Source organism: Rufibacter hautae (assembly GCF_008271695.1).
Lineage (GTDB): Bacteria > Bacteroidota > Bacteroidia > Cytophagales > Hymenobacteraceae > Nibribacter > Nibribacter hautae.
In genome coordinates this window covers 1,350,897-1,374,027 of the sequence record NZ_VKKY01000001.1, presented here as the reverse complement: position 1 = coordinate 1,374,027, position 23,131 = coordinate 1,350,897, and the positions used below count along the sequence as shown (strand labels likewise).

The 23,131-nt window shown below is 53.7% G+C and carries 22 protein-coding genes; 3 read left to right on the top strand and 19 right to left on the bottom strand.

Annotated elements, in window-relative coordinates:
• Nucleotides 1-71: 71 nt before the first annotated feature.
• The gene (locus FOA19_RS05205; protein WP_149089706.1) at nt 72-578 is read right to left on the bottom strand and encodes a GbsR/MarR family transcriptional regulator; all 507 of its coding nucleotides are present in this window, start codon (nt 576-578) and stop codon (nt 72-74) included.
• A 244-nt stretch (nt 579-822) separates the two neighbouring features.
• Between FOA19_RS05205 and FOA19_RS05200 the strand changes: the two genes are divergently transcribed.
• Nucleotides 823-1,701, top strand: a complete 879-nt coding sequence (locus FOA19_RS05200) for a c-type cytochrome (RefSeq protein WP_149089705.1) — start codon at nt 823-825, stop codon at nt 1,699-1,701.
• A gap of 344 nt (nt 1,702-2,045) precedes the next feature.
• Here FOA19_RS05200 and FOA19_RS05195 read toward each other — a convergent pair whose 3' ends face one another.
• The gene (locus FOA19_RS05195; protein WP_149089704.1) at nt 2,046-2,291 is read right to left on the bottom strand and encodes a LytTR family transcriptional regulator DNA-binding domain-containing protein; all 246 of its coding nucleotides are present in this window, start codon (nt 2,289-2,291) and stop codon (nt 2,046-2,048) included.
• 122 nt (nt 2,292-2,413) lie between these two features.
• Here FOA19_RS05195 and FOA19_RS05190 point away from each other — a divergent pair, with 122 nt between their 5' ends.
• On the top strand, nt 2,414-3,208 hold the full coding sequence (locus tag FOA19_RS05190) for an SDR family NAD(P)-dependent oxidoreductase (protein ID WP_149089703.1): 795 nt from the start codon (nt 2,414-2,416) through the stop codon (nt 3,206-3,208).
• Nucleotides 3,209-3,309: 101 nt separating this feature from the next.
• Here FOA19_RS05190 and FOA19_RS05185 read toward each other — a convergent pair whose 3' ends face one another.
• The 3 genes from FOA19_RS05185 to FOA19_RS05175 form a co-directional block, all read right to left on the bottom strand.
• Nucleotides 3,310-4,365, bottom strand: a complete 1,056-nt coding sequence (locus FOA19_RS05185; protein WP_149089702.1) for a hypothetical protein — start codon at nt 4,363-4,365, stop codon at nt 3,310-3,312.
• Nucleotides 4,366-4,462: 97 nt separating this feature from the next.
• Nucleotides 4,463-5,002: a dihydrofolate reductase family protein gene (locus FOA19_RS05180; protein WP_149089701.1), complete on the bottom strand. Its 540-nt coding sequence runs from the start codon at nt 5,000-5,002 to the stop codon at nt 4,463-4,465.
• 91 nt (nt 5,003-5,093) lie between these two features.
• The gene (locus FOA19_RS05175) at nt 5,094-5,549 is read right to left on the bottom strand and encodes a DUF1801 domain-containing protein (RefSeq protein WP_149089700.1); all 456 of its coding nucleotides are present in this window, start codon (nt 5,547-5,549) and stop codon (nt 5,094-5,096) included.
• 242 nt (nt 5,550-5,791) lie between these two features.
• Here FOA19_RS05175 and FOA19_RS05170 point away from each other — a divergent pair, with 242 nt between their 5' ends.
• On the top strand, nt 5,792-6,715 hold the full coding sequence (locus FOA19_RS05170; protein WP_149089699.1) for a M90 family metallopeptidase: 924 nt from the start codon (nt 5,792-5,794) through the stop codon (nt 6,713-6,715).
• 23 nt (nt 6,716-6,738) lie between these two features.
• Here FOA19_RS05170 and FOA19_RS05165 read toward each other — a convergent pair whose 3' ends face one another.
• From FOA19_RS05165 to FOA19_RS05100, 14 genes are all read right to left on the bottom strand, one after another.
• A complete protein-coding gene (locus FOA19_RS05165; protein ID WP_149089698.1) occupies nt 6,739-7,659 on the bottom strand; it encodes a helix-turn-helix domain-containing protein in 921 nt (306 codons plus the stop codon).
• Nucleotides 7,660-7,725: 66 nt separating this feature from the next.
• Nucleotides 7,726-8,736 (bottom strand): aldo/keto reductase, encoded by a 1,011-nt coding sequence (locus FOA19_RS05160; RefSeq protein WP_149089697.1) that lies wholly within the window; start codon nt 8,734-8,736, stop codon nt 7,726-7,728.
• A 189-nt stretch (nt 8,737-8,925) separates the two neighbouring features.
• Complete coding sequence (locus FOA19_RS05155; protein WP_149089696.1) at nt 8,926-9,309, bottom strand: iron chaperone; 384 nt, start codon at nt 9,307-9,309, stop codon at nt 8,926-8,928.
• Nucleotides 9,310-9,448: 139 nt separating this feature from the next.
• The gene (locus tag FOA19_RS05150) at nt 9,449-9,808 is read right to left on the bottom strand and encodes a hypothetical protein (protein WP_149089695.1); all 360 of its coding nucleotides are present in this window, start codon (nt 9,806-9,808) and stop codon (nt 9,449-9,451) included.
• A 72-nt stretch (nt 9,809-9,880) separates the two neighbouring features.
• Nucleotides 9,881-10,954: a serine hydrolase domain-containing protein gene (locus tag FOA19_RS05145; RefSeq protein WP_149089694.1), complete on the bottom strand. Its 1,074-nt coding sequence runs from the start codon at nt 10,952-10,954 to the stop codon at nt 9,881-9,883.
• Between the two features lie 66 nt (nt 10,955-11,020).
• Nucleotides 11,021-12,838: a serine hydrolase domain-containing protein gene (locus FOA19_RS05140; RefSeq protein ID WP_149089693.1), complete on the bottom strand. Its 1,818-nt coding sequence runs from the start codon at nt 12,836-12,838 to the stop codon at nt 11,021-11,023.
• Nucleotides 12,839-12,922: 84 nt separating this feature from the next.
• On the bottom strand, nt 12,923-14,284 hold the full coding sequence (locus FOA19_RS05135) for a glycoside hydrolase family 140 protein (protein ID WP_149089692.1): 1,362 nt from the start codon (nt 14,282-14,284) through the stop codon (nt 12,923-12,925).
• Nucleotides 14,285-14,291: 7 nt separating this feature from the next.
• On the bottom strand, nt 14,292-14,648 hold the full coding sequence (locus FOA19_RS05130; RefSeq protein WP_149089691.1) for a YciI family protein: 357 nt from the start codon (nt 14,646-14,648) through the stop codon (nt 14,292-14,294).
• Between the two features lie 153 nt (nt 14,649-14,801).
• Complete coding sequence (locus FOA19_RS05125; RefSeq protein ID WP_149089690.1) at nt 14,802-16,196, bottom strand: MATE family efflux transporter; 1,395 nt, start codon at nt 16,194-16,196, stop codon at nt 14,802-14,804.
• Between the two features lie 156 nt (nt 16,197-16,352).
• Nucleotides 16,353-16,856, bottom strand: a complete 504-nt coding sequence (locus FOA19_RS05120; protein WP_149089689.1) for a VOC family protein — start codon at nt 16,854-16,856, stop codon at nt 16,353-16,355.
• Nucleotides 16,857-17,037: 181 nt separating this feature from the next.
• A complete protein-coding gene (locus FOA19_RS05115) occupies nt 17,038-18,231 on the bottom strand; it encodes a serine hydrolase domain-containing protein (RefSeq protein WP_149089688.1) in 1,194 nt (397 codons plus the stop codon).
• 462 nt (nt 18,232-18,693) lie between these two features.
• A complete protein-coding gene (locus FOA19_RS05110; RefSeq protein ID WP_149090490.1) occupies nt 18,694-20,724 on the bottom strand; it encodes a S9 family peptidase in 2,031 nt (676 codons plus the stop codon).
• A gap of 133 nt (nt 20,725-20,857) precedes the next feature.
• Nucleotides 20,858-21,418: a cupin domain-containing protein gene (locus tag FOA19_RS05105; RefSeq protein ID WP_149089687.1), complete on the bottom strand. Its 561-nt coding sequence runs from the start codon at nt 21,416-21,418 to the stop codon at nt 20,858-20,860.
• Nucleotides 21,419-21,711: 293 nt separating this feature from the next.
• On the bottom strand, nt 21,712-22,824 hold the full coding sequence (locus FOA19_RS05100) for a porin (protein ID WP_149089686.1): 1,113 nt from the start codon (nt 22,822-22,824) through the stop codon (nt 21,712-21,714).
• Between the last annotated feature and the right edge of the window lie 307 nt (nt 22,825-23,131).

The following is a 23,131-nucleotide window of genomic DNA, read 5'->3' as shown; positions in this document are numbered from 1 at the left end:
GTGGTTTAAGGTGAATGATTTGTATTGAACTTTCAGAAAAAAATGAAACATATTGGATAAAAAAATAGCCGCTACTTGAACAGCTTGAAAATTGAGCCGAAAAACCAGTTCTCTTCCGCTTTCAGCATGGTCTCCAGAGTTTTGTCCACGTTGGATGCCAGCTTGTTGATATCAGTCACCGAGGTCTTGAAAGTCTGGTACTCCGGGTCCTGCTCATCGCCCTGCACTTCCTGTAGTTGGCCCAGGAGTTTCAGCACGGGTTCCAGCTCGCGGCGCTTGCGTTCCTTGGCCACCTGGCGGGCAATGGTCCAGACGTCTTTCTCGGCGAAGAAATACTCTTTGCGCTCGCCGCTGCGGTGCTGTTTCTCCACCAAACCCCAGTTGATGAGGTCGCGCAGGGTCATGTTGGCGTTGCCGCGGGAAATCTGCAGCTGTTCCATGACCTGCTCGGTGGTGAGCGCCTCGGGGGAAATAAGCAGCAGCGCGTGTACCTGGGCCATGGTGCGGTTAATGCCCCACTCAGAGCCCAGCTTGCCCCACGCCTCTATGAACTTCTGCTTCGCCTCTGCTAATTCCATGGCTCAAATATAAAGAAGTTTTCAAACTTTCAATATTTATTGAAAGATATTTTTCTGTCCCCAGAATAATCCCATATCTCAGTTGCGCACAGCAATGTCTTTTACCTGGAGCCGGGCAGTGGTTGAAAAAAGTGCTGGGTAAAGTAGGGGAAAGGGCTGATTTCCTGGTCTTTGAAGGAAAGGCCGGGAAGCACAGCTGTCGTTTTTCCGGCCAGGTCACTCCACCTGAAACCATATCCAGATCATGTTCAAGAAAATCCTGAAATGGACCGGCGTGGTCCTTGGCTCCGTTCTCCTACTGCTCGGCCTTGTTTACTTGTACGTGTCTTTCAACATAGGGCACCGCATGGAGAAGAAGTATTCTTTTGCCCCCGAAAAGCTGGAAATAAAACAGGATAGTGCCCTGCTAGCCAAAGGAGCGCACCTTACGGCCATCAAGGGCTGCAAAGATTGCCACGGGGCTGATATGAGCGGACAGGTCATGATAGATGACAAGGCACTGGGAAGGTTGGTGTCGGCGAACCTCACCAAAGGCAAAGGGGGCTTACCCGCCAGTTATACCACCACCGATTGGATGAGGGCTCTTCGGCACGGGGTAGATGCCAACGGGCAGGCGCTGCTGTTCATGCCTTCGCATGAAACCACCCTGCTCTCGGCGCAGGACATGGCGGCCATCATTGCCTATTGCCAGAGCCTGCCTCCCGTGCACAAAGAGCTGCCTGCCTCAGATATTGGGCCTGTGGTGAAAGTGATGGCGTACTTAGATAAGATGCCGCTGCTGTCAGTAGAGAAGATTGACCATGCCCTGCCGATGGTGACGCATGTAGATACCCTGGAAGGCGTGGCCATGGGCAAATACCTGGCGGTGCCTTGCAGCGGGTGCCATGGCGCCAACCTGAAGGGCGGCGATCCGGTGGCGCCCGGTTATCCGCCGGTGGCCAACATCACCCGCACCGGGAACGTGGGTAAGTGGACCAAGGCGCAGTTTATGCATACCCTGCGGACTGGTAAAACTCCCGAGGGCAAGGTCCTGAAAAACGAAAACATGCCCTGGAAAATGACTGCCCAATACACTGATAAGGAACTGGCCTCCATTTACGAGTACTGCCAATCCTTGCAATAGTATATCTGTAGGCCTTTAAGCCAGGAGCCAGACCCTAGCGTCAAATTTCAGCTAAGGGGTGTAAACAGCAAAGTCCCGTTTTCGGCTTCTTTTATAGAAAGGAAGCCGGAAACGGGACTTGCTTTTGAGGAGGTTTCTGGTGCAGGCGTTTTGAACCTGTTTTCAGAAAAAAAGCCCGGAAAGGTCCCGGGCTCTTATTTAGAATGTGAAAGCCGTACAGGAACGAACGGCATCTCACAATGAACAAACTCTTTTGTGCCTGAAAGGCATACTGGAAACGTAGCCGTATCCGGTTTATTGGGTGCGTACTTCAGATGAATTTGATTTAGTTTCAAACCCTTTTCTCAGTCAGCCAAAGGCCATTTTAAGGCTTGTTTTAGGAATACAAGCAGAAAGTATTTACGGGTTTCAAGCGGAAAACTGGCGCAGAAATTGGCCTCGTAAATACCACCAATGGAAATATCGGCACCGCCGATGAAAAGGATCTTGTTTCTCACGCTGTCCACTTTGCGCAGGGGCACGATGAAGGAGCGGTGCACTTGCATGAAGTCCTTGGCCGGCAGTTTCTCCAGGATGGCTTTCCTGGTCATGCGGGCCACTACCGGTTTTTAGTTGGGCAGATAAGTCTTGAGGTAATTCTATAAATTACCTTTTTTAGTAAACCAGCCAAAAGCGTCCTCGTTTAAAAAAGCTCACCTAAACCGGTAATGACATGGCTAAAGACACGCAATATACCCTGATCACGGGCGGCACCGAAGGCATTGGGTACGAGCTCGCCAAGATCTTCGCCCAGAACGGCTATCACCTTATTTTGGTAGCCCGCGACCAGACCGAGTTAGACCAGCGCGCCGCCGAGCTCCGGCAGAACCACGGGGTGGAGGTGGTTACGCTGGCCAAAGACCTGTTCCTGCGCCAGGCTCCCTTTGAGGTCTACGACGAAGTGAAAGCCCGCGGCCTGCAGGTAAATGTGCTGGTGAACAACGCCGGACAGGGCCAGTACGGCGAGTTTGTGGACACCGACATCAACCGTGAGCTGGACATCGTGCAACTCAACATCGGGGCGTATCTCACCTTCACCAAGCTGTACCTGCAGGAAATGGTGGCTCGCAACGAGGGCAAGATTCTGATGGTGAGTTCTATTGGGGGCGAGATGCCGGGGCCTTTGCAGGCGGTGTACCATGCCACCAAAGCCTTTGTCTCCTCGTTCTCAGAAGCGGTGCAGGACGAGATCAAAGAAACGAACGTCACTCTCACCAAACTGCTGCCTGGCCCTACTGATACCGAGTTCTTCCACAAAGCCGATATGGAGGAGTCCAAGATGGTGAAAGAGCAGGACCTGGATGATCCGGCTAAAGTGGCCAAAGACGGCTACGAGGCGCTCATGGCCGGTAAACTGGAGGTGATCTCGGGTATGCGAAGCAAAATGATGGTAGGCGCCACCAAACTCATGCCCGACAACATGGTCGCCGCCACCATGCACCAAATGACCAAACCCAGCGAAGAATAAGTTTCTTTACCCAACGGCAACCTTCAAAAAGAACTCCCTGGTCTGTTCACACGGGCCAGGGAGTTCTTTCAGTTTTGAATGGTAGGTTTGGGTAAAAGGCATTATTGCGCGTCTTTGTAGGAGAGGAAGTCTTTCTCGTCTTTGACAAACACCCCCGAGAGGGTCGTCACATACACTTTATGGTCATAGAGTGACACCGAGGTGATTTTGTTTCCTTTCAGGCCGTCATTTTTCAGTTCCAGCATGTTGATGGAGGCAGGTTTTATCCTGATCTGAAATACCTGGTCGTTGAAGGTGCCTAGGAGTAGGGTGTCGTGCAGGCTGGCGTAGGAGAGCAGTTTCAGGGTTTCTATATCGGCTTTGAAGGTCCAGTTTTTCCTGTCAGGGGAGGCGTGCAGGCCATCGTTGAACAGGCCGTAGACCTGTTGCTTGTAGGGGAACACGCGCTGCAAGCCGCTATCGCGGAGTTTCTGCAGGGTGCCGTCTGGGGAGAGCAGGTAGGTGGCCTCGCCGTTGGCCACGTAGAAGCCTTCGGGGTGTTTGCCCACGTATTGGGTGGGCACGTGGTACGGGTGGAGGGGCACAACCTTGGTATCCAGGACCTGCACATGGTCATACAAACCGGTGCTGCTGGGCGTGACCTGCAGTTTGGCCAGCAGAATCTTCATGCCGTCTGTGGCGCGGTAAGGCACCGCCAGTACGTTGTCGTTGGAGAGCGCCATGCATTCGCCCGTGGCGGCGCTCGCAAAATCAAAGGCTTGGAACCCGGGGTCTATCCTGGTCATGAGAATGCCCTTCCCTGACTGGATGGACGGATAGTGCGTAGGGTAGACGACCACAGTGACCTCGTCATAAGCCACCGCCGTGAGGGTTTTAGAGATAGGGTACTTGTACTGGGTAGGGTTGTTGACCCGCTCCAGCAGGCTGCGGCTGGAAACATTCTTGCCGTTTTCCTGGGTGAGGCGGGTGAAATTGTTCAGGCCCATCAGGTACAGGCTGTTGCCGTCTGCGTAACTGTTGGTCTGAAGGCGGGCATCAAAGAGAAAGCGGTCGTCTTCCTGCCAGATCGCCACAGGGGCAACCGGTTTTACGTCTGCTTCCTTTTCCTGGCAACTGGCTAGAAATAAGCCTAGGCCTGCAATCAAAATCTTTTTCATGGGTTCATGTCTCCGGTGGCGCAAAACAAAAGGAAAATCCTTTTCTAGAAGACAGTCCAAAGCCTTTTTTCCCTGAAAAAGAAGAAAAGTTTTTAGGTTAATCCGCTGGTTTCACGCAGTCATACCAGAGTTGCACCAAGCCAGAGGGGAACGTATTGCTCCTGGTGAGAACCAGGTTCTGCTCCGGCCGCCCGTCCTGGAACAGCCTGATGCCGCTGCCCAGCAGATGCGGGATAATGGAGACGATGAGCTTGTCTATGAGGTTTTCTTGGAGCAGGGCCGCCACCACCTGCCCGCCGCCGTCGCAGTAAATGTTTTTGCCGGGCTGCTGTTTCAAGGAAGATATGAGGTCTTTGGGGTCTCCGCCGTAGAACTCCACGTTCTCGTCTTGCCCGGTCTGGGTTCTGGAGAGCACGTAGCACTTCTTGTCTTTGTGCATAAACTCGGGCAAGTTCATGGATTGGATCTTATCATAGGTTCTGCGGCCCCAGATCAAGGTGTCTACCGTGGTCTGGAACGCCGCGTAGCCGTAGTCCTCGCCGGGCCGCTCCACCTGGTTCAGAAAATCAATGTTGTCATCTTCCTTCGCAATGTATCCGTCCAGGCTCATCGCGATAAAAAGCACTACTTGTCTCATGCGCGTCTGCGGGTGTTGTTAGGGTAAAGAAAACAGAGAGAATATTTTAAGGCCGATTTTTGAAAAACAAGCCTGAAGCGCAAGCCAGAACCTACTTGTTGAAGGCCGATTTGTACAGTGCGATCCAGTCTTGGGGTGTCATTTTGCGGGCCAGCTCGCCCAGGAGCGCCAACGGAATCTGGTCTGGCTTTTTGAACCGGATGCAGCTTTTGCCCATGTCCAGCTTTGTTTTGCTGTGTTTGGGGTACTCAGAAGTAAACCAGGCCAGCAGTTCTGGGTTGGCGTACAGGCCCATGTGGTAGACCGCAATGAAATTCTTCTGCGACGCGATGCTCAGGAAGGGCAAAGGCAGTTTGGGGTCACAGTGGTAGCCCGCCGGATACAGCGTGTGTGGTACCACGTACCCAATCATCCCGTAGCTTATCTCCTCCTGGAAACCGGCGGGTAGGTTCTGCAGCAGGGTTTGGCGCAAGGCTTCTATGGCCGCTTGGCGGTCTTGGGGCAGGGCATCTAGGTAATCCTGGGGGCTGAGCGCGGTGGCGGGCATAGGGGTACAGGTTTGTTGAAAGGGTTCTGGATTGACAGCGGGATAGACCAAAGTAAAAAGAAAAAGCGGGCCGCACAAAACTACGTATACAATTTACCGCAGGCTTGTTTAAGGCTTGTTTTCCTCAAAACGGCCCCTAAACTCCTTGGTGTTCTGGCGTTGGAAATGGACAGGGAAGAAAGCTAATTTTATACGCTGCGCGGAAAGGCATCTTTCCTGCCGCTTACACGTTGGTATGCCCTATGGGAACTGTCGCATTCATTGTATTTGTAGGGATCATCTGTACCATCTTCTTCCGGTGGGCCACCCGCAAGAACCGCCGGCGCAAGAAAGTGCTGGCGCAGGAGTTTCCGGCGGAGTGGCGCAAGATCCTCAACGACCGGGTGGGCTTTTACCACACCCTTAAGACCGATGCCGAGAAAGAGCGTTTTGAGAAGATGATGCAGTTGTTTCTGTCTGAGAAGCGCATCACCGGCATTGAGACCGTTATTGACGATACCACCCGCATTTTGGTGGCGGCCAGCGCCATTATCCCCATCTTCGGGATACAGGATTGGGAGTACCAGAACCTGGGCGAGGTGTTGGTGTTCCCCGGCAGCCTGGAGCGGTTCAAAGACGAAGACAGCGAAGCCGTCTCGGAGGTGCTGGGCCGCGTGAATCCGTTCCAGAACGACCATTACGTGACCCTCTCCAAGCCCGCCCTGGAGCGCGGCTTCAATGACATGGCCGACCGGCAGAACGTGGGCATCCATGAGTTTGCGCACCTGCTGGACCAGGCCGACGGCGAGATCAACGGAACACCCACCACCTACCTGCCCGATGAGTTGATTCAGCCGTGGCAAGCGCTGGTAGACCGCAAGATAAAGGAGATCAAGAAAGGAGAATCAGACATCAACCCGTACGCAGCCACCAATGAGGCCGAGTTCTTTGCCGTGTCTACGGAGTATTTCTTTGAGAAACCGGGCCAGATGGCCGAGAAGCACCCGCGGTTGTACGCCATGCTCACCCGCATCTTTAAGCAGAACCCCAAACGGCGTTTTAGGCTGAATTTCCGGGAACTGCTCAACCCCTACGGCAAGCGGCTGGGCCGCAATGAATCCTGCCCCTGCGGCAGCGGGCAGAAGTACAAGAACTGTTGTCTGCCCAAAAGGTCAGCGGCGGCCTGATCGTGTGGCGTTTTGAGCACGGTTTAGTTAAAAGACTGCCGAAACTCAAGCGGCGATACGTTGGTCTTGCTCTTGAACAGCTTGCTGAACGACTGCGGATACTCAAAACCCAACCCGTACGCAATCTCGCTCACCGAAAGCGAAGTAGTGCTTAACGTCTCCTTCGCTTTCTCAATCAGTTTGTTCTGGATGTGCTGCTGGGTGCTTTGGCCGGTGAGGCTGCGTAGCATGTCACTGAGGTAATTGGGTGAGAGGTTCAGTTTCTCGGAGACAAACTGCACGGTGGGCAGCCCCGTTTCTTGCACTTGCCCGTTTTGAAAGTATTCGTTCAGCACCGTTTCCAGCTTCACCAGCAAATCATGGTGGGTGTTCTTGCGGGTAAGGAACTGGCGGTTATAGAAGCGGTTAGAGTAATTGAGCAACACTTCAATGTGCGAAATAATGACATCCTGGCTGAAAGAATCAATGGCAGAAGTGTATTCCTGCGCGATGTTGTTCTTGATGTTTTCCAGCACGGCCTCTTCCTTTTCTGACAGGTGCAGCGCCTCGCTCAAGGCGTACGAAAAGAACCCGTACTCCTTGATTTTCTTGCCCAACGGATAGTTCTGGATAAAATCTGGGTGGAAAATGAGCCACCAACCCGAAAGGGAAATCTCATCCGTGGCATCGGTGGAGATGACCTGGCCGGGCGAGAAGAACGTCATCACGCCCTCATCGAAATCATAGTAGTTTTGCCCGTATTTCAGTTTACCCTGAAAGCCTTTCTTGATGCAGACGGTGTAAAAGCTATACACAAAGCTGCCCAGCATGGTCTGGCAGGCATCTCTAAGGTCGCTCAGGTTGATCAGGCTCACCAAAGGGTGCTCGGGCTGAGGGATGCCCAACAGCCGGTGCAGTTCAGAAACGGATTTAATGATGTAAGGGCTATTGGGTTGCTTTTTCATACGCCAGAGAATGAGAGAGAAAAGGTACGGGAAGTTTTTGACTAAGCTTCCCGTACCAACTTGCTTTTAAAGGTTAATCATGGACATGGAAACCGCATCATAGCGGGCGCCGGTGGAAGTGCCCAGCGGCACGATTTCCTCCAGACGGGCCATGTCTTCAGGCGTTAACGTGAGGTGCGTGGCCGCGATGTTCTGCTCCAAGTTCTTCACCTTTTTGGTCCCCGGAATAGACACGAAGCCTTTGGCCAGAATCCAGGCCAGCGCCAGTTGCGCCGACGTGATTTCTTTTTCCTCCGCCAGGGCTTTGATGGCCTGCACCAGCTCTATGTTCTTGTAAAACTGCTCGCCTTGAAAACGCGGCATGCCTCTCCGGAAATCATCCGCGGGGAAATCGTCCGGACTTTTGATGTCGCCGGAGATAAACCCACGGCCCAGCGGCGAATAAGGCACAAACCCGATGCCCAACTCCGCCAGCGTGTCCAGCACCCCGGCTTCCTCCACTTCCCGCTCAAACAGGGAATATTCCGTCTGCACGGCGGTTAGCGGGTGAACGGCGTGCGCTTTTCTAATGGTTTCCGAAGAAACCTCGGAAAGCCCGATGTAGCCCATTTTGCCTTCTTTCACCAGATCGGCCATGGCGCCTACGGTGTCTTCAATGGGCGTGTTGGGGTCCAGACGGTGCAGATAGTACAGGTCAATGTAGTCGGTGCCCAGGTTCTGGAGGGAGCGTTCCACCGCTTTCCGCACGTAGTCGGGGCGGCCGTTGATTTGCCAGGTCATCTGCCCCAGGTCGTCAATCTCAAACCCGAATTTAGTGGCGATGATGTACTGATTTCGGTTGCCTTTGATGGCGCGGGAGATCAGCCGTTCGTTTTCCAAGGGCCCGTACAGATCGGCGGTGTCCAGGAAATTGCCGCCCAGTTCCAGAGACCGGTGAATGGTTCTGATGGACTCTGCTTCATCGGCGGTGCCGTAGATATCGGCCCCGCCGATTTTGCTCATGCCCATGCAGCCCAAGCCTAAAACTGGTACCACCAAGCCTTGGCTTCCTAACTCTGTTTTTCTTAATCTTTCCATGTTTTTACCTTTTAAGTGAATGTCTTCTTTTGAGTAAGACAAAGGTGAGGAAACGTGCGGCCACGGACGTAGCCCAATCTCTTGATGTTGTATCCAAAAGAAGGAAGTCAGCAGAAGAAGGATGAAGAAAGCCCTTGGTGCAATGAATCAGGAGCTATCCTTAAAGAGTAAAGTGTCCGTTGGGGCAGTTTATTTTGACTTCTGCTGGCCTGCTTTCTTCTCCGCGATTTCGTTCTTCCTGAATTCCACAATTCTGGTGATCAGGTCTAGGGGTAGCGGTTTGTTCAGCGGAAGTTGAACGGTTCCTTTTCCGGTTTTATAACCGGCAACCGCTTCTTTGAAGCCAAGGTCTTCTACCGGCGCCGGATAAACCCCGATGTGGTTTTTATACGCCGCGAAATACACCAAGGGCTTGTTCGTGAGCTTGAACGTGGGGATCGCGTAACTGATCGTTTCCTCCGCCTCTGGGACTAACTCTTTCACCCTCGCCCTAATCTGCTCCAATACCTTTTGCGTGTCTTCCGGAAAACCAGCGATGTAGTGATCAATGGTGGTAGGGGTGGCCGTAGTCATAAGAACTGGTTTTAGGTTACATCTTTCTGGCTACCCACAAGTTAACGATGCTTTCTGAAAAGACCCCACTCCCAAAAGCCTGTTTCTGGGCTACTTTAAAAAAACAGCCCAGAAACAGGGAGGCATTGCTTGGGGCGGGTTATTGATTTTTGTAGCCCATGGAGAGACCCAGATCACCGGTTACCTTCAGGCTCACGGCGGCCGTGTCACTGGAACCATTGGTGATGATCACCGCGGTGTTTTTGTCCACTTTCACGCTGGCCCTTTGGTTGGGTTTTACATTGAGAGTAGAATGTTTGCCTCCGTTAATAGGCGCCTGGTGAATGGATAAGTTGGTTTTGGACGTGTTTTTCAGATTCACCTGAAAAGCACCGTGCTCATTATTGCCTAAGACAAAGCTGTCATTGGGTTTAATATAGGTAGTGGAATTGAGCCCAGCGCAGGACGTCATGCCCAGAAGAGCGACCAAGGTAATGTAAATGGCTTTCATTGGATACATAGGTTTTTGGGTTGTATTTTGATTCTAAGCAGCAAACCGGAAGCAGGCGTTTCACCTGTTTCCGCACACGAGTTAGCGGGGCGCTTTGCCTAATTCCATCAGCAGGGCTTCCCGCAGGTTTTCCTTGTCGCCGTAAGAATCTGGATTGAATTGATTTGTGTTGCTGAGGATGATAATGGTTTTGTTGGCGTCCAGCATGCGCACCAGCGCCGAGTTGGAGCCCAGAATGCCGCCACGCCGTTCCATGATGAGGGGCTTGGTAGCCGCGAAGGGGTAGTGATAGGTCCAGACGCTGTACCCGGTGTAGTTGTATTGGGGGTAGGAGGTGTACAGCAAGGCTTTGCTTTTCTCGCTGAGCAGAGAGTTCCCGTACAGCGCCTGGTCCAGCAGGAGCAGGTCTGGGGCGTTGGAGTACATGCATCCCGCGGCGTAGTAATTTTCCAAATAAAGATCAGGGTCCCGGGCCAGGTTGCCGTCTTTGGTCAGAGAATAAGGCTGGGCAAAATTAGCGGGAAGTTTCCCTTTCACCAGAAAACCGGTGTTGGCCAGCCGGAGCTTGTCAATGATTCTGGTCTTAATCGCGGTTTGCCAGGTAGTGCCGGATTTGGCTTCAATGATCAGGCCCAGGAGAACGTAATCCAGGTTGTTGTAGTGGAACTGGTCAAATTCTCCGGCCTTGGCCCCGGCGGCTAACACCTGCTGCACAAAAGCCTGAGGCGTGATAGGCGCGTAGTACAACGTGTCTTCTTCGCGGGGAAGCCCCGAGATGTGCAACAGCAAATGGTGTATGGTGAGCTTGTCCTGGTACGGAAACTTGAACGAGGGCAGGAGCTCGCTCACCCGGTCCTGCAGCGACAACTTGCCTTCCTCCACCAGCTGCAGAATGACAAGGGCCGTGACCATTTTGGTGATAGACGCAATCCCGAATCTGGTCTGGTGGTCTATAGGTTCCTGCGTAGCTTGGTCTTTCACCCCGAAGGAGGCTTGGTGCACAATTTTACCTTTGTCCGCCACCAGAATGGTGCCTGAGAAGCGCTGCTGGGCAGCCTGTTTCTGGATGATCTCCCGAATCCGTGCCGTGTCTACCTGAGCAAAGCACAGGTGCACCGACAAGGTGAGTAGCAGAGCAAGGCAGATTCGGGTCATGATTTTTGGGTGATGGTTCTATCGAAGTTAATTTCTAAAAGAGCGAGTAGCTTGGCTGGTTAGAACTTATGGTTCTTTCTTTAGCTGGCTCAGTTTTTCTTTGGCTTGGAGATCAGAAGGGTCCAGTTCCAGGGCTTTGGAGTAGGAGCGGATGGCGTTGGGTTTATCGTTCATTTTAGCAAAATAGTCCCCGAAACGGGCCTGCACCATCGCCGAGGTGGGGTGTTGTTCCAGCGCTACTTCCAGGATGGCTTTGGCTGCCGCTAAAGCTGGTGTGGGCTTGTTTAGCAGCTCGTAGGCCAAATACGTAAGTTGGGATTCATTCATCTTCAACTGCCGGAAACCCTCTTTGGCCTCTGCAAACCGCTGCGCTTTCAGGTGTTCGCTGGGGGTGAATTCATCGGCTTTCATGCGGGGCATGGGTTTGTCTTGCCAGGCAGTTTGTAGGGAAGCAACGTGGCCCGTTACATCGCGGCGCACGAATCCTTTGATGTTGAAATCAGTGAAGATCAAGGTGTCTTTGGTGACCGGGAAGGTGTAAATGTCTGCACCTTCGTTGACGTTCTCTACCAAGTAGTTCTTTTCCCGGCGCAGGTACACCACTTCATCGGGACCGCGCCGGTAACGGCCGGTGAACTGGTCCAGCTCGGCAGTGCTTAAAGCAAGAGGCGTGATGGCCTCCGGGAGGAAGTGGTACCAGCCATACGTCTTCGCCACGGCTCGTCTGATCTCTTTGCCCAACCCGTTCACGTCATCACCGGAGTTCAGCATAATGACCACCCCGTAGCCTTCGGTGAGGCTCGCGATTCCGTAGGCCAGGAACCCGGCGTTGACCCCGGTAAACTCAAAGTAGATGCCCTTGTTTTCTTGGTTGTCGGTGCGTTGCAGCAAGAACGGACCCAGGCCCATCTGCTCTTTGTAAAACCCTTCGGACACCGTGACTTGCGGCGTGAACATCTGTTGGGCGAGCGTCTGCTGCAGAAGCTTCCCCTTACCCCGGTATCCGTTTTGAAGATCAATGAAGAACCTGGCCAGATCTGTGGGAGTGGTGTACAAACCGGCGGCGGCCTGCTGGGGATACACGTACGGCATGCCTTTAAACCAGGGCGCCGACGAATACGCCCACGCCGCTTTGGCGGAAAATTCAAGTGGCAACGGTTGCGCGAAGGTGGAGTGCTGCATGCCCAACGGGTCAAACACCGTCTTTTTCACCAGAGAGGCAAAGTCCATCTTTGAGACATCCATCAAAGCCAACTGCGCAATAATGCTGCCCCCGCCCGAGTAACGGAATTCCTTAGCTGGTTCGCTGTTCACCACCACGGGTCTGCTCTCTGCCACGGCCGTGCCGCTCAGAATATCCACGATTGTGGGCATCGGCTTTTTGTCTGGCGTGAACCCGAAGTAAGAAGATTGGGTGGTGCCCCCCGTGTGGCTCAGCAGCATTCTGAGCGTGATGGGGGTTTTACGGGTGAAGTCGTTTTCCGGGATTTTCCAGGAGGTGAGATACTGGTTGATGGGGGCGTCCAGCGCTAATTTGCCGTCCTGCACCAGGCGCAGGGCTGCGGCGGCCATGACCAGCTTACTGATAGAACCCGCCGAGAACATCGTTTGGGTAGTGACCGGCGTTTTCTTGAGGGTATCGGCTAAGCCGTAGCCTTTCGCCCAGGCAATTTTGAAGTCTTTGATCACCGCAATGCTGAGGCCGGGCACGCGGTAGTGCTTCATCCGTTCATGGAGGTTCCACCCCGCGAAGCCGTTGACCGGCACAAACGGGATCAGGTTGTTTTCAACCTGCCGGATCTCTTTTGCAGCAGGAGCCGGTTGGGCGTGTAATCCCCAACAGTAGCAGAGCAGAAACGCCAGCGTTATAAGCTTTTTGTCCATGATGTAACCTCAGAAAACGGTACTCTAGAAGCGTACTGGGTGGGGGAGGTTCAGACAAAAAGCGTCTGGCAGGGGGCATGGTTCTTACCGGGGGAGTTGGTAGGGCGAGTTTACCGGCAGAAGTACTAAAACAAAGTCGCTTCCTCTGCCTGCAGACCAAGGGGTAAAGGTGGGCTGATCGGTGCGGTTGTATTCTCCTATCTTCTTCCACTGCCCGTCTCTAGGGTTAAACCAGAAAGCTTGCCATTTGTTTTCTGCCAGTATGGAAAGATCCAGCTTTAAAGCTTTGCCCATGGGCGTATAAGCCAGCAAGAAATCCTTTTGCTCACCCATGGCCACTACCTGATGGGCTTCCCCTACGGGATTGTCGTTCAGAATCAGGGTTTGGTCGGTGCGCAGTTGCTGCCACGGGAAAGCAGAAAGCAGCTTTTTCAGGTGCAAAAGGTGGATTGCCCCGGGAAGGTCTAAGGACGCTCTCCAGCTGGTTCTGGCCCAACTGACGGAGCTTCGGTTGGCCTGGTACATCTGCCAGATGCCGTGCGCGCCGTAAGTGTAGCCCGCCGCCCCGGAGAGCATGGTCCAGTAAGCGGAGGAACGAACGTCTGAGGCATCCATCCAGCCGAACTCCTCGGGCTTGAACCGGTCGGGGTGGTCTTCGTAGCGGGGTTCGCCGTTGATCACGGGGCGGGCAGGGGTTACTTTCCGGCTGTCGCGCACATACTTATAATCATAGCTTTGCCGGCTGTGCCCCGCCTGGAACATGTCCAGATCCAGCCAGTCTTCATTGAAGAAATCAGAGGCTTTTTTCTCGCCGCTGGGGTGGTAGGTGATGAGGTGTTGCTGGTCCACGCTCCTGATGCCCTGGGCCATGGCCCGGATGATCTGCTTGTCTTCCTCGTTTTCGGGCCAGCGGTCGCCGCCCAGAATCCAGAGGAGGTTGGGCTGTTTTGCGTATCGTTTTGCCAAAAGCTGGCCAAACTGTCTAGCGTTCTTGGGCGTGAAAATCTCGGGGCCCACGCCCCAGGCTTTGTGGAATTTATCGCCCCAGGTGGGCAACAGGCCAACGTAAAGGCCCAGCTTCTCCGCCCGCTTGAGCATGTAATCTACATGGGTAAAATACGGTTCATTTAGTTGGGAAGGGTCTTGGTTGAGCAGGGGAAGGTGCCCGTAGGCATTGGGCGTTTTCAAGCCATCCAGCTCCGCCAGCACTACCGTTTGGATGACGGTAAAGCCTTTGCTTGCTCGGTCTTTGAGGTAAAGGTCTGTCTCCTCGCGGTTCAGCCGGTGGAGTAGTTCCCAGGCCGTGTCGCCCAGCCAGAAGAACGGTTGGCCGGTTGGGGTTTCCAGGTACCGCTTATTGGCGCTGACTTTCAGCAAAGGCGTTTTCTGCCCGAAACTGCAAAATGAGCCGAAAACAAGAAGTGAAAGGAATAGAATGCGTCGCATAAGAGCCTTACAGTTTCCCTGGTTCGGCAATCTCGCGCACCTCCACACTGGTGTTTTCGCCCTGTAGAAGAGGGCATTCACCTGCCAGTGCAACGGCCGCCTCCAGGTCTTGGGCATGCACCAGTAGGTACCCGTCCACTGATTGCTGCTGCGCCGTGTAAGGACCTTCGGTTATCTGCTGATTGGACCTGAGCACTCTGCCTTCCGGGGAGAAATGATTTCCGCCGGGCGCCAGCACGTCCTGGCTTGCCAGCTTGCTTATCCAGGTACTCCATTGGGCCAGATAGGTCTGCAGCAGCTCGGGGGAGGGCTGCGCTTCTGCTGAAGTGATGTTCCTTCTGAAAAGTAGGGCGAATTCTTTCATGCAACTTACGGGTTCTAGAAATACTGTTATGAATATCAGAAATATACCCGAACGTACAAGGTCCGTCACTTTTCCTTCGGCAAGCGTTTTAGGGCAGATTTTTTGAAAATAGCCTATAATCAGAAATGGGAGGTGCCTGCTCTGTGCTTCCCCTTAGATTTTCACTGCTTTCCAGCGGCCCCGCCGGAATACCCACCAACTCACCAAGGCGTGGCTGGAGTGGCTGCAGGCGATGGTCACGAAAATACCGGTTATCCCGAAGCCCAGGTGAATGGCCAGCAGGTAGGCCAGCGGGATCTCAATAATCCAGAGCACCAGAATGTTGATAAAGGCGGGCGTTCTGGTGTCGCCGGCGCCGTTGAAGGCCTGCACCATCACCATGCCCAACCCGAAGAAAACGTACCCCAGCGTGATGATGGTCAAACCCTCAGAGGCAATGGAGATCACCTCGGGCTCCTGGGTGAAAAAGCTGGAAAGGTGCTCGCCAAACAGAAAGAAACCCGCCGTGACCACCGCCAGAAAGATCATGTTGTACCGGGCCGTAAGCCATACCGAGATCTCGGCCCGCCGGGGCTTCCCGGCGCCCAGGTTCTGGCCCACCAGCGTGGCCGCCGCCGAGGACAGGCCCCAGGCCGGCAGCAGCGTGAAGGTGATGATCCGGAAGGCGATGGTGTAGCCGGCCAGCGCGTTGCTCCCAAACTCGGCGATGATGCGGGTAAGGAAAATCCAGCTGGCCGAGTCGATCATGAACTGGCCCATGCCGCCCGCCGATACCTTCAGAATCTTGGTCACCACTTTGTAGCGCAGCACCATGTTCTCCCGCGTGATCTTGAGCAGGTGCTTGCCGTTGAACAGGTGGTAGAACTGGTAGAGCACGCCCAAACTGCGGGCGATGGTGGTAGCGCAGGCCGCCCCGGTCAGTCCCAAGCCTTCTATGGGGCCCAGCCCGAAGATGAGCAGCGGCGCCAGAATGATGTTGATCCCGTTGGAAAACCACAGCGTACGCATGGCCAGGTGGGGTTGCCCCGCACCCCTGAAAACCCCGTTGATGAGGAACAGCAGAATGATGGCCAGATTTCCCGCGAAGATGACCTGGGCGTACGGCACACCCATGGACAGCACCTCGGGCGAGGCCCCCATGAGCTGGAGGATATCCTCGGCGAGCAGCACCGTGAGGGTGCCCAGCAGCACGGCCAGTACCGCACCGGTTACCAGCAACTGAAACGTGGTGGTGCCAGCTTGTTTGTACTTCTTTTCACCCACGCGCCGGGCCACCATGGCCGTACCCGCCATGCTGATGCCCATGCCCACTGAGTACACAATCATGAGCACAGATTCTGTGAGGCCTACCGTGGCAATGGCCGCCGGACCCAATCGACCCACAAAGAAGATATCCACCACCGCAAACAAAGACTCCATGAGCATCTCCAGAATCATGGGCGTGGCCAAAAGCAAAATGGACCTTTTAAGGCTCAGGCGGGTATAGTCCTGCTCCTTGCCTTTCACGGCATCCCAGATCAACCGGATCAGTTCTTGACGCGCATTCATGGGTTAGATGGTGTTTAGGGGCGGTGGTGCCTGGCCCGGGGAGCTGCTATTTACGAAAAGAAGCTCCCTTGGCATAGGCGCATAAGTGCCTTAGGGGCATAAAGCTTGCAACAGCCTTATGCCCCTAAGGTTCTACCAGGGCGGAAGATACAAAGATTAGGCGGTTACCACATCCCCAAAAGCTTGTTGAAGCGTGGCAATGTCAATCTTCTCCATCTGCAGCATGGCCTGCATCACGCGGGTGGTTCGCTCGGCATCGGGGCTGTGCATGAGTTGGCCCAAGGCAGTAGGCACAATCTGCCAGGATACCCCAAATTTATCCTTCAACCAGCCGCAGCGCTGGGTAGAGCCACCTTCAGAGAGTTTCTCCCAGAAATCATCCACCTCTTCCTGGGTGTCGCAGTTCACGAAAAGCGAGATGGCCGGGGTGAACGCATAGGTGGGACCGCCGTTAAGGGCCATGAATTCCTGCCCGTCCAGGAGAAAGCTCCCGGTCATGACCTTTCCCTTGGGACCCGGGCCCGCCTCGCCGTAGCGGGAGATGAATTTGATTCTTGAGTTCTTGAAGATAGAGGTGTAAAACATCATCGCCTCCTCGGCATTGTCATCGAACCAAAGGAACGGGACTATTTTCTGCTGATACGCTTGTTGCTCTTTCATAACATTGAATTTTGGGTAGGTGCTAAGGCATGCTGAATGGTGAAAACTTATCTAAGAGGCGATGTGCGTCATAAGCGGTTGGTTTACGGTCTCTTTCTTTTCTCTGGTTTTCAACTGTTTTTCTAAAATTGGGGCCAAATCGCCGGCGGGCGGATGTGCCCCGTAAGCGTTGTGCTGGTGGTTATTTCTTCTGCGCGGTGTGGTCGTAGGGAATGTAGTTCTCCCAGTACCAGGGCGTGAACGTATCGGCCAGGGCCACTTCCAGCAAATCTTTGAAAATGCTCTCGGCGTTGTCGCTGTTGCTCATGAGCACAATGCCCGCACCGCGCTCCGGAAATAGGATGGAGTAGTGCTGGAAGCCATCGCCGTGACCTTCTTTGAAAGCTCCCGGGCCGTACTTTGACTGCAGTAAAACCCAGCCTAACCCGTAGCCCAGGTTAATGCCGTCATTGGCGGCGGATTCCTGCAGACGCAAAGGGCCAAACTGCTGCACAGACCTGATGCGGATCTGCGGCGTGAACATGGCTTTGGTGCTGGCCTTGGAAAGCAGCTGGTGCTGGAGTACGGCCTGCGTGAACAGGGTATAGTCTTGCAAAGTGGTTTCCAGGGTGCTGGCGGCCCGCGCCTCGTTGTCCTTGTCCTTTTCATAGACGGTTCCCGTGGCCGAATGCCCCAGGCAGTAGTCTTGGTCAAACCGAGGCTGCCAGGTGTAAGAGGAATTGACCATCCCCGCCGGCCCGAATATCCTCTGCTGCATCATTTCTTCCAGGTTCTGGCCCAGCATCTTCTCCAGCACCGTCTGCAGGTACACCAAACCCTCGCCGGAATAGCTGTACCGCAGGCCCGGCTTGAATTTCACCCGTAGCTTTTCATCGGGCTCGTCCCAGCGCCAGTTGGGCAACCCCGTAGTATGGCTGAGGCACATGCGGGCGGTGATCTGGCGGTACAGCGAGTCTTGTTTCAGATCCTGGTAATGGTCCTGCCATTTGGTGGCGGGCGCGTAGTCATAGATGGGCTTAGGCAGGTAGCTTTGCAGGGGTTTGTCCAGGTCCAGTTTTCCTTCTTCTACCAGTTTCATCACCAGCACCGCAAACACCGCTTTGCTCAGGGAGGCGCCGTAGATATTGGTGGTGGCTTTGATGGGTTCCTTTGTAGGGGCATTCTTATACCCGAAGGTCTTCTGGTAGACCGGTTTGTTCTGGTTGAACACCGCCACCGCCAGTCCCGTCACCTTGGCCGCCTGCATCAGTTCCTGGATTTTGCGGCCCAGTGCCGCCGCCGGGATCTTGCTCCCGTCTAGCCTGGTAAGGGTTTGCCCCAGCGCCGGAAGTGCCACGCTCAGCACACAATAGAAGATCAGGAAAGACTTTTTCATGGGTGGAGAAGGTTTACTGGCCAGTGTGCTTTCTCATAGACTACCATCCTCTGCAGGGCACCCAAGCGCAGGCGCTAGCCAAAACCGGTCAGGTGTTTAGAGACAGCTTCCCCTGTTTCCCTTTGTTGTTTCTGGAAGGCGATGTGCCTTCTCCAGTGGGGCTTTCCCTAGGTTATTCCTTTAAAAGACCTCTCCCAAGTAAGGAGCGGAAGAGGAAGGTAGAACTCTGGGCAAGCGCTTGATGTGATGAAGATAGATTTATATTGTTGATATTCAAAATATTAAGTTTTTGTAACGCTTCGGCTTCACCGGTGATGAAAGCCAAAGAGGCCGGAACTTGGTGATTCCGGCCTCTTTTCCTGAGAACAGGTCAAAAATGGTTTTGGTATGGTTAAAGGACTGATAGCCTATATTTTGCTGTTTGATAGAAAACCATGTTCCCGGAAGAAACAGCCTGGCCGGTCAATCTTTCTCGGCGGTGCTGGGCGAAGAAAGCGCTACGGTTTTTACGTCAACGGTAATCTCTTTCAAACGCGTAGCCACGGCCGGAGGCATAGATTTTTGGTAGCGGCCGCCCAGGTGCTTGGCCAGGAATTTTTCGGCGGCAGCCAGCATGGCCATGTTGTTCACGGGACGGGCGAAGCCGTGGCCTTCGTCTGGGGCTACCAGGTATTCCACCGGGAAGCCGCGCGTGCGGAGGGCGATCACAATCTGGTCAGACTCGGCTTTGTTTACCCGCGGGTCATTGGCGCCCTGCACTACCATTAACGGGGCTTTGATTTTGTCAGCGGAATTCAGCGGCGATTGGCGGGCCAATTGTTCTTTTCCTTCTGGAGTGTTCACATCCCCCATGCGTACAGAAAATTGCTTCCGGACAGATTCCCAATAGGGCGGAATAGTGGTGAGCAGCGTGTGCAGATTAGAAGGTCCCACAATGGAAACTCCGGCGGCGTACAGGTCTGGGGTAAAGGCCAGCCCAGCCAGCGTAGCGTAGCCTCCATAGGAGCCTCCCATGATGCCTACCCGTTTAGAATCTACGGTGCCTTGCGCAATAAGGTGTTTTACGCCCCAGGTAATATCATCCTGCATCTTCTGGCCCCATTCCTTGTTCCCTGCGTTCAGAAATTCTTTCCCGAAGCCAGTGGAGCCCCTGAAATTAGGCGATAGCACCGCATACCCACGATTAGCCAGAAACTGGTGATAGCTGTTAAAGCCCCATACGTCACGGGCCCAGGGACCACCGTGCGGCACCACTACCAAAGGCAGGTTTTTTCCGGTAGAATTCTTAGGTAAAGTAAGGTAGGCGGGTATCTCCAGACCGTCAGAGGATTTGTACCGGATGACCTGCATGGTAACTAGATCCTTCACCGGTAACTTCGGCCTGGGCCGGTATTGGAACGTGAGCTGCTTGGTTTTACGGTCAAAGAGGTGCACCTCTCCGGGGTTCACATCGCTGAGGACATTCACTATCCAGTACTGCTCATCTATGGTGGAAGAACCCAGGAGCACCATCTGGCCCGGAAACTTCTTCTCTAGGGCGCTGAAGTCTTTTTCATAGGTTTTGTCTTTCCAGGTACGGCGCATTTTATCATCCTGATAAGCGATAAAGATGGGCTCGCGGGTTACTTCAGAGAGGAGCACCTGGCCCACGTCTACCCGGTTTTTAGGGTCTGTTTCTACCACTTCTTCTTTTAAGGTGACCGGGTCTACCAGCACCAGTTGTTGCAGGTTGCGGTTGCCTTTATCGGTTCTCAGGTAGAAGCGTTGGTTGTCTTTGTGGAACCCTATGGGGGCACTTGTTTCAAAAACGGTGGCGCTGTAAATGGGCTGAAGTTCTTTTTCATCTACCCGCAGAATTTCAGTGCTGCCGTCTGGCTTGGAGCGGGTGGCCAGGCGCAGTTTATCGTTCCAGTCAAAGGTCCAGCCGGTAATGCGGTCGGTGTTCTGGCGCACCAGCGTCTTTTCGCCGGTGGTCAGATTTAGGCGGTATAGGTCATGCCAGGCTTTGTCACGGTCGTTCAAGCCTACATAGATAATGTTGGGTTCTGACAGGGGAGCAAGGTAGAGGATGGCTCTGGCGTTGGGTACGTTGGTGAGGTTACGGGCGGCGGGTACTTCTTGTCCGGCCTCCAACTTCTGAGCGGGCTGCACTGCGTAGACATGGAAGTTCTCATTGCCGCCTTTATCCTGCACGTACAGCAACGTTTTCCCGTCTCTGGACCAGGAGTAATTGATAATGGGGCGGGCAACATCGGCGGTCATGGGCTTACCGGCCGTAAAGGGTTCTTCGCGCTTCTTTACCCATATGTTGCGGGTGCCTTTGTAGGGCTTGATGAAGGCAATAAACGAACCATCGGGCGAGATCTGGGCATTCACAATCTCCGGGTCCCCGAAGAAGATTTCCCGGTCAATCAGCGCGGGTAGCTTGTTTGTTTGCGCCGTTATGGGCAAAGAACCCAGCAGCAAAACCAGCACAAAAAGTAAGCGAGTCATTCTTAGCATGGCATTATGGGTTAGGTGAAATAAACAAATAACTAGAAGCAGAACTGCCTTGGGAGGGGAAGGCTATGGAAGGGCAACAGGAGCTTACTTAAGAAAATACAGTTGAAGGAGTACAGCGCCGAACTTAGTCCACAGCCAGAGGCGGACCCACCACCTCCATCTCATGTTCTTTGAAGAGTTGCGTGATTTGTGCTTGGGTGGGTTCTTGCTGCAAAGCCGCCATGGCCACGAAGAATTCTTCCAACTTGCCAGCGGGTTGCAGGGTCACAGTCATTTTGCCTGATTGGCTTACCTGCGTCCAGGCGTGCGGCACTTGCCGGGGCAGGAAAATGCATTCGCCGGCGGTTAAGCTAAACTTCTCCTGGCCCACCTGAAACCGGTACTCGCCCTCCAGCACCTGAAAAATCTCGTCTTGTGAAGGGTGCACATGCAGCGGCGTTCCTCGGCGGGGCGACAAACTGGTTTGTTCAAAGATGGCCAGTGCTCCATTGGTGTCTTTGCCAGATACTTTCACATCCAGCACATTGGCATTCACGCCCCTCAGCTGAAGGTGCCCATGGTACCTTCCTTCGCCCGAGGCTACCTTAAACCCTTTGCCGGTTTTAGGGGTGTTTTGCCCAAAAGAGGTAAAAGAAAGAAGGGGAGTTGATGCCAGAAGAATACCTAAAAACCTGCTTCTTTTCATGGGTGATGAAAGATAGAAAGCTGGAAGTACTAGTGCGTGAGCGCAGAGGAATGTTCTGGTTATCTGATTGGGAGACAGGAGATAACAACGAGTGGTGAACGAAGTTAGCAATTGTTTTTGCGTATCAAAGCCTATGAGGCTAATATGTGACGCTACTTCTTACCACAGCCCTCTGATTCTGGGCAGTTTTCCTGAAAACAAGCCTGAAACGGGATTCTTTTACTTGAATCTTAAGCAGGTGAACGTGTATTTGTTTCTTGCTAAAGCCCCTTTCCTCTGCTACCAAAGAGTTTTTACTTCCCAACCCGGAGCGCTAGCGATGCCGTTACAAATACGTTCTGGTCTGTAAAGCCATCCTCCCGCCGAAATAGCAGATCCGGGCTGTGGAACCAGCGGCCCTCCAGGCGGGCGGCTACGTTAGGGACAGGGGTATAATCCAGGTTCAGGGAGAGGCCACTGGTTTTGAAACCGTCTGGCATTTGGCTAGGAATGATGATGCCTGTTTTGTCCTGGTAGTACTCGGCCCGCAGGGCAGCGGCCCATTTTTGGTTAAGGGTGTAGCGGCCAATCAAGACGGGGCCTATCCAGACATCATGCCGTGCGCTGTTTTTCGCTTGTTGTTGCAAACCCAGGTCAAAACCAGTCAGCAGGCCAAACCTGGAAGTCAGTTGGAATTTACCGTACACGTTGTTGAAGTAGCGCATGCGCCGGGTAGAGTCTGGGGTATCGGTACCCACGAAGGTGCTCCAGTTGAGGGTGGTGCTTTCGTTAGGCCGGTAATTCACCTGGGTCCCGAAGGAGAGCAACGAGTTGCCTTCCAGGCGCTCAATGCGCTGCCAGCCGTTGCACACCACGGCCACCAGGTCTAGTTGGGAGGTTGGGCTGTAGGTGAGTTTGGCCCCGGTTAAAAAGTACGGAGAGTTCTCGGCCACCAGCGAGCGTGTGAGCGTCCAGTTGTCTAGCGAGATGGCGCTTTCAAACCCCAAGTGTGATGAGAAAACCCCGGCATCCAGCCAAAGTGTGTTCTTGGGGTTCAGGGAAAGCCCGGCATTGGCCTCAAAAATGTTTTTCAGTACGCCCGGCTCGGCGGCGTAATTGTCATTGGCGTAGGTACCTGTCTGCAACGCCAGATTGGCCCGGTACTTCGTGTGCGTCACCGCCACCTTCACCAGCCCCAGATTTAGGTTCACTTCATGATGCCGGTTGTGGTTATAGAGAAACGGCTGCCGATAGCTTTCCTGTGGTTTGTTGAAATCATAAGTATAAAACACGTCCACAAACCCGCTCACCGCAACCTCCGGCGACTGAAGCCAGGTACTGTCTGTCTGCGCAGCCGCCTCTCTCCCCAGCAGGAGACTAAGCCCCAACGAAAGCCATTGAAATGCCAGCAACAGTTTTGTCTTCATGTTTTTGGGCAGGGAGAAGTTGGGTATGGTTGGATCAGGATGGAGGACTATAAAATTATTGCTACGAGAATAGCAGCAAGACGATGTGTGACTTTGCAGGAGGTTTGAATTAAGGGCGTTTTCCGGAAAAAGGCATTAAAATGGTTTCGGTTTTTTAACCCGAGCTCAGTCTTTTCTCGGCAAACCCTATGATGGTTTTAACGGCTTGCCTCTTCTACAGTAGCAATCCGTGATTCTGTTCGAGCAGAGATGATCGTTTTCAATTCTGGACGCATTCAGCTCTACCAAAGGCTAAACTTTCCTTGGA

Coding starts and splice junctions, on each gene's coding strand:
- FOA19_RS05205 (WP_149089706.1), bottom strand. CDS start 578: ATGGAATTAGCAGAGGCGAAGCAGAAGTTCATAGAGGCGTGGGGCAAG.
- FOA19_RS05155 (WP_149089696.1), bottom strand. CDS start 9,309: ATGACTACGGCCACCCCTACCACCATTGATCACTACATCGCTGGTTTT.
- FOA19_RS05145 (WP_149089694.1), bottom strand. CDS start 10,954: ATGACCCGAATCTGCCTTGCTCTGCTACTCACCTTGTCGGTGCACCTG.
- FOA19_RS05170 (WP_149089699.1), top strand. CDS start 5,792: ATGGGAACTGTCGCATTCATTGTATTTGTAGGGATCATCTGTACCATC.
- FOA19_RS05175 (WP_149089700.1), bottom strand. CDS start 5,549: ATGCCCGCCACCGCGCTCAGCCCCCAGGATTACCTAGATGCCCTGCCC.
- FOA19_RS05100 (WP_149089686.1), bottom strand. CDS start 22,824: ATGAAGACAAAACTGTTGCTGGCATTTCAATGGCTTTCGTTGGGGCTT.
- FOA19_RS05110 (WP_149090490.1), bottom strand. CDS start 20,724: ATGACTCGCTTACTTTTTGTGCTGGTTTTGCTGCTGGGTTCTTTGCCC.
- FOA19_RS05140 (WP_149089693.1), bottom strand. CDS start 12,838: ATGGACAAAAAGCTTATAACGCTGGCGTTTCTGCTCTGCTACTGTTGG.
- FOA19_RS05105 (WP_149089687.1), bottom strand. CDS start 21,418: ATGAAAAGAAGCAGGTTTTTAGGTATTCTTCTGGCATCAACTCCCCTT.
- FOA19_RS05150 (WP_149089695.1), bottom strand. CDS start 9,808: ATGTATCCAATGAAAGCCATTTACATTACCTTGGTCGCTCTTCTGGGC.
- FOA19_RS05190 (WP_149089703.1), top strand. CDS start 2,414: ATGGCTAAAGACACGCAATATACCCTGATCACGGGCGGCACCGAAGGC.
- FOA19_RS05115 (WP_149089688.1), bottom strand. CDS start 18,231: ATGAAAAAGTCTTTCCTGATCTTCTATTGTGTGCTGAGCGTGGCACTT.
- FOA19_RS05125 (WP_149089690.1), bottom strand. CDS start 16,196: ATGAATGCGCGTCAAGAACTGATCCGGTTGATCTGGGATGCCGTGAAA.
- FOA19_RS05160 (WP_149089697.1), bottom strand. CDS start 8,736: ATGGAAAGATTAAGAAAAACAGAGTTAGGAAGCCAAGGCTTGGTGGTA.
- FOA19_RS05180 (WP_149089701.1), bottom strand. CDS start 5,002: ATGAGACAAGTAGTGCTTTTTATCGCGATGAGCCTGGACGGATACATT.
- FOA19_RS05195 (WP_149089704.1), bottom strand. CDS start 2,291: ATGACCAGGAAAGCCATCCTGGAGAAACTGCCGGCCAAGGACTTCATG.
- FOA19_RS05185 (WP_149089702.1), bottom strand. CDS start 4,365: ATGAAAAAGATTTTGATTGCAGGCCTAGGCTTATTTCTAGCCAGTTGC.
- FOA19_RS05120 (WP_149089689.1), bottom strand. CDS start 16,856: ATGAAAGAGCAACAAGCGTATCAGCAGAAAATAGTCCCGTTCCTTTGG.
- FOA19_RS05165 (WP_149089698.1), bottom strand. CDS start 7,659: ATGAAAAAGCAACCCAATAGCCCTTACATCATTAAATCCGTTTCTGAA.
- FOA19_RS05135 (WP_149089692.1), bottom strand. CDS start 14,284: ATGCGACGCATTCTATTCCTTTCACTTCTTGTTTTCGGCTCATTTTGC.
- FOA19_RS05130 (WP_149089691.1), bottom strand. CDS start 14,648: ATGAAAGAATTCGCCCTACTTTTCAGAAGGAACATCACTTCAGCAGAA.
- FOA19_RS05200 (WP_149089705.1), top strand. CDS start 823: ATGTTCAAGAAAATCCTGAAATGGACCGGCGTGGTCCTTGGCTCCGTT.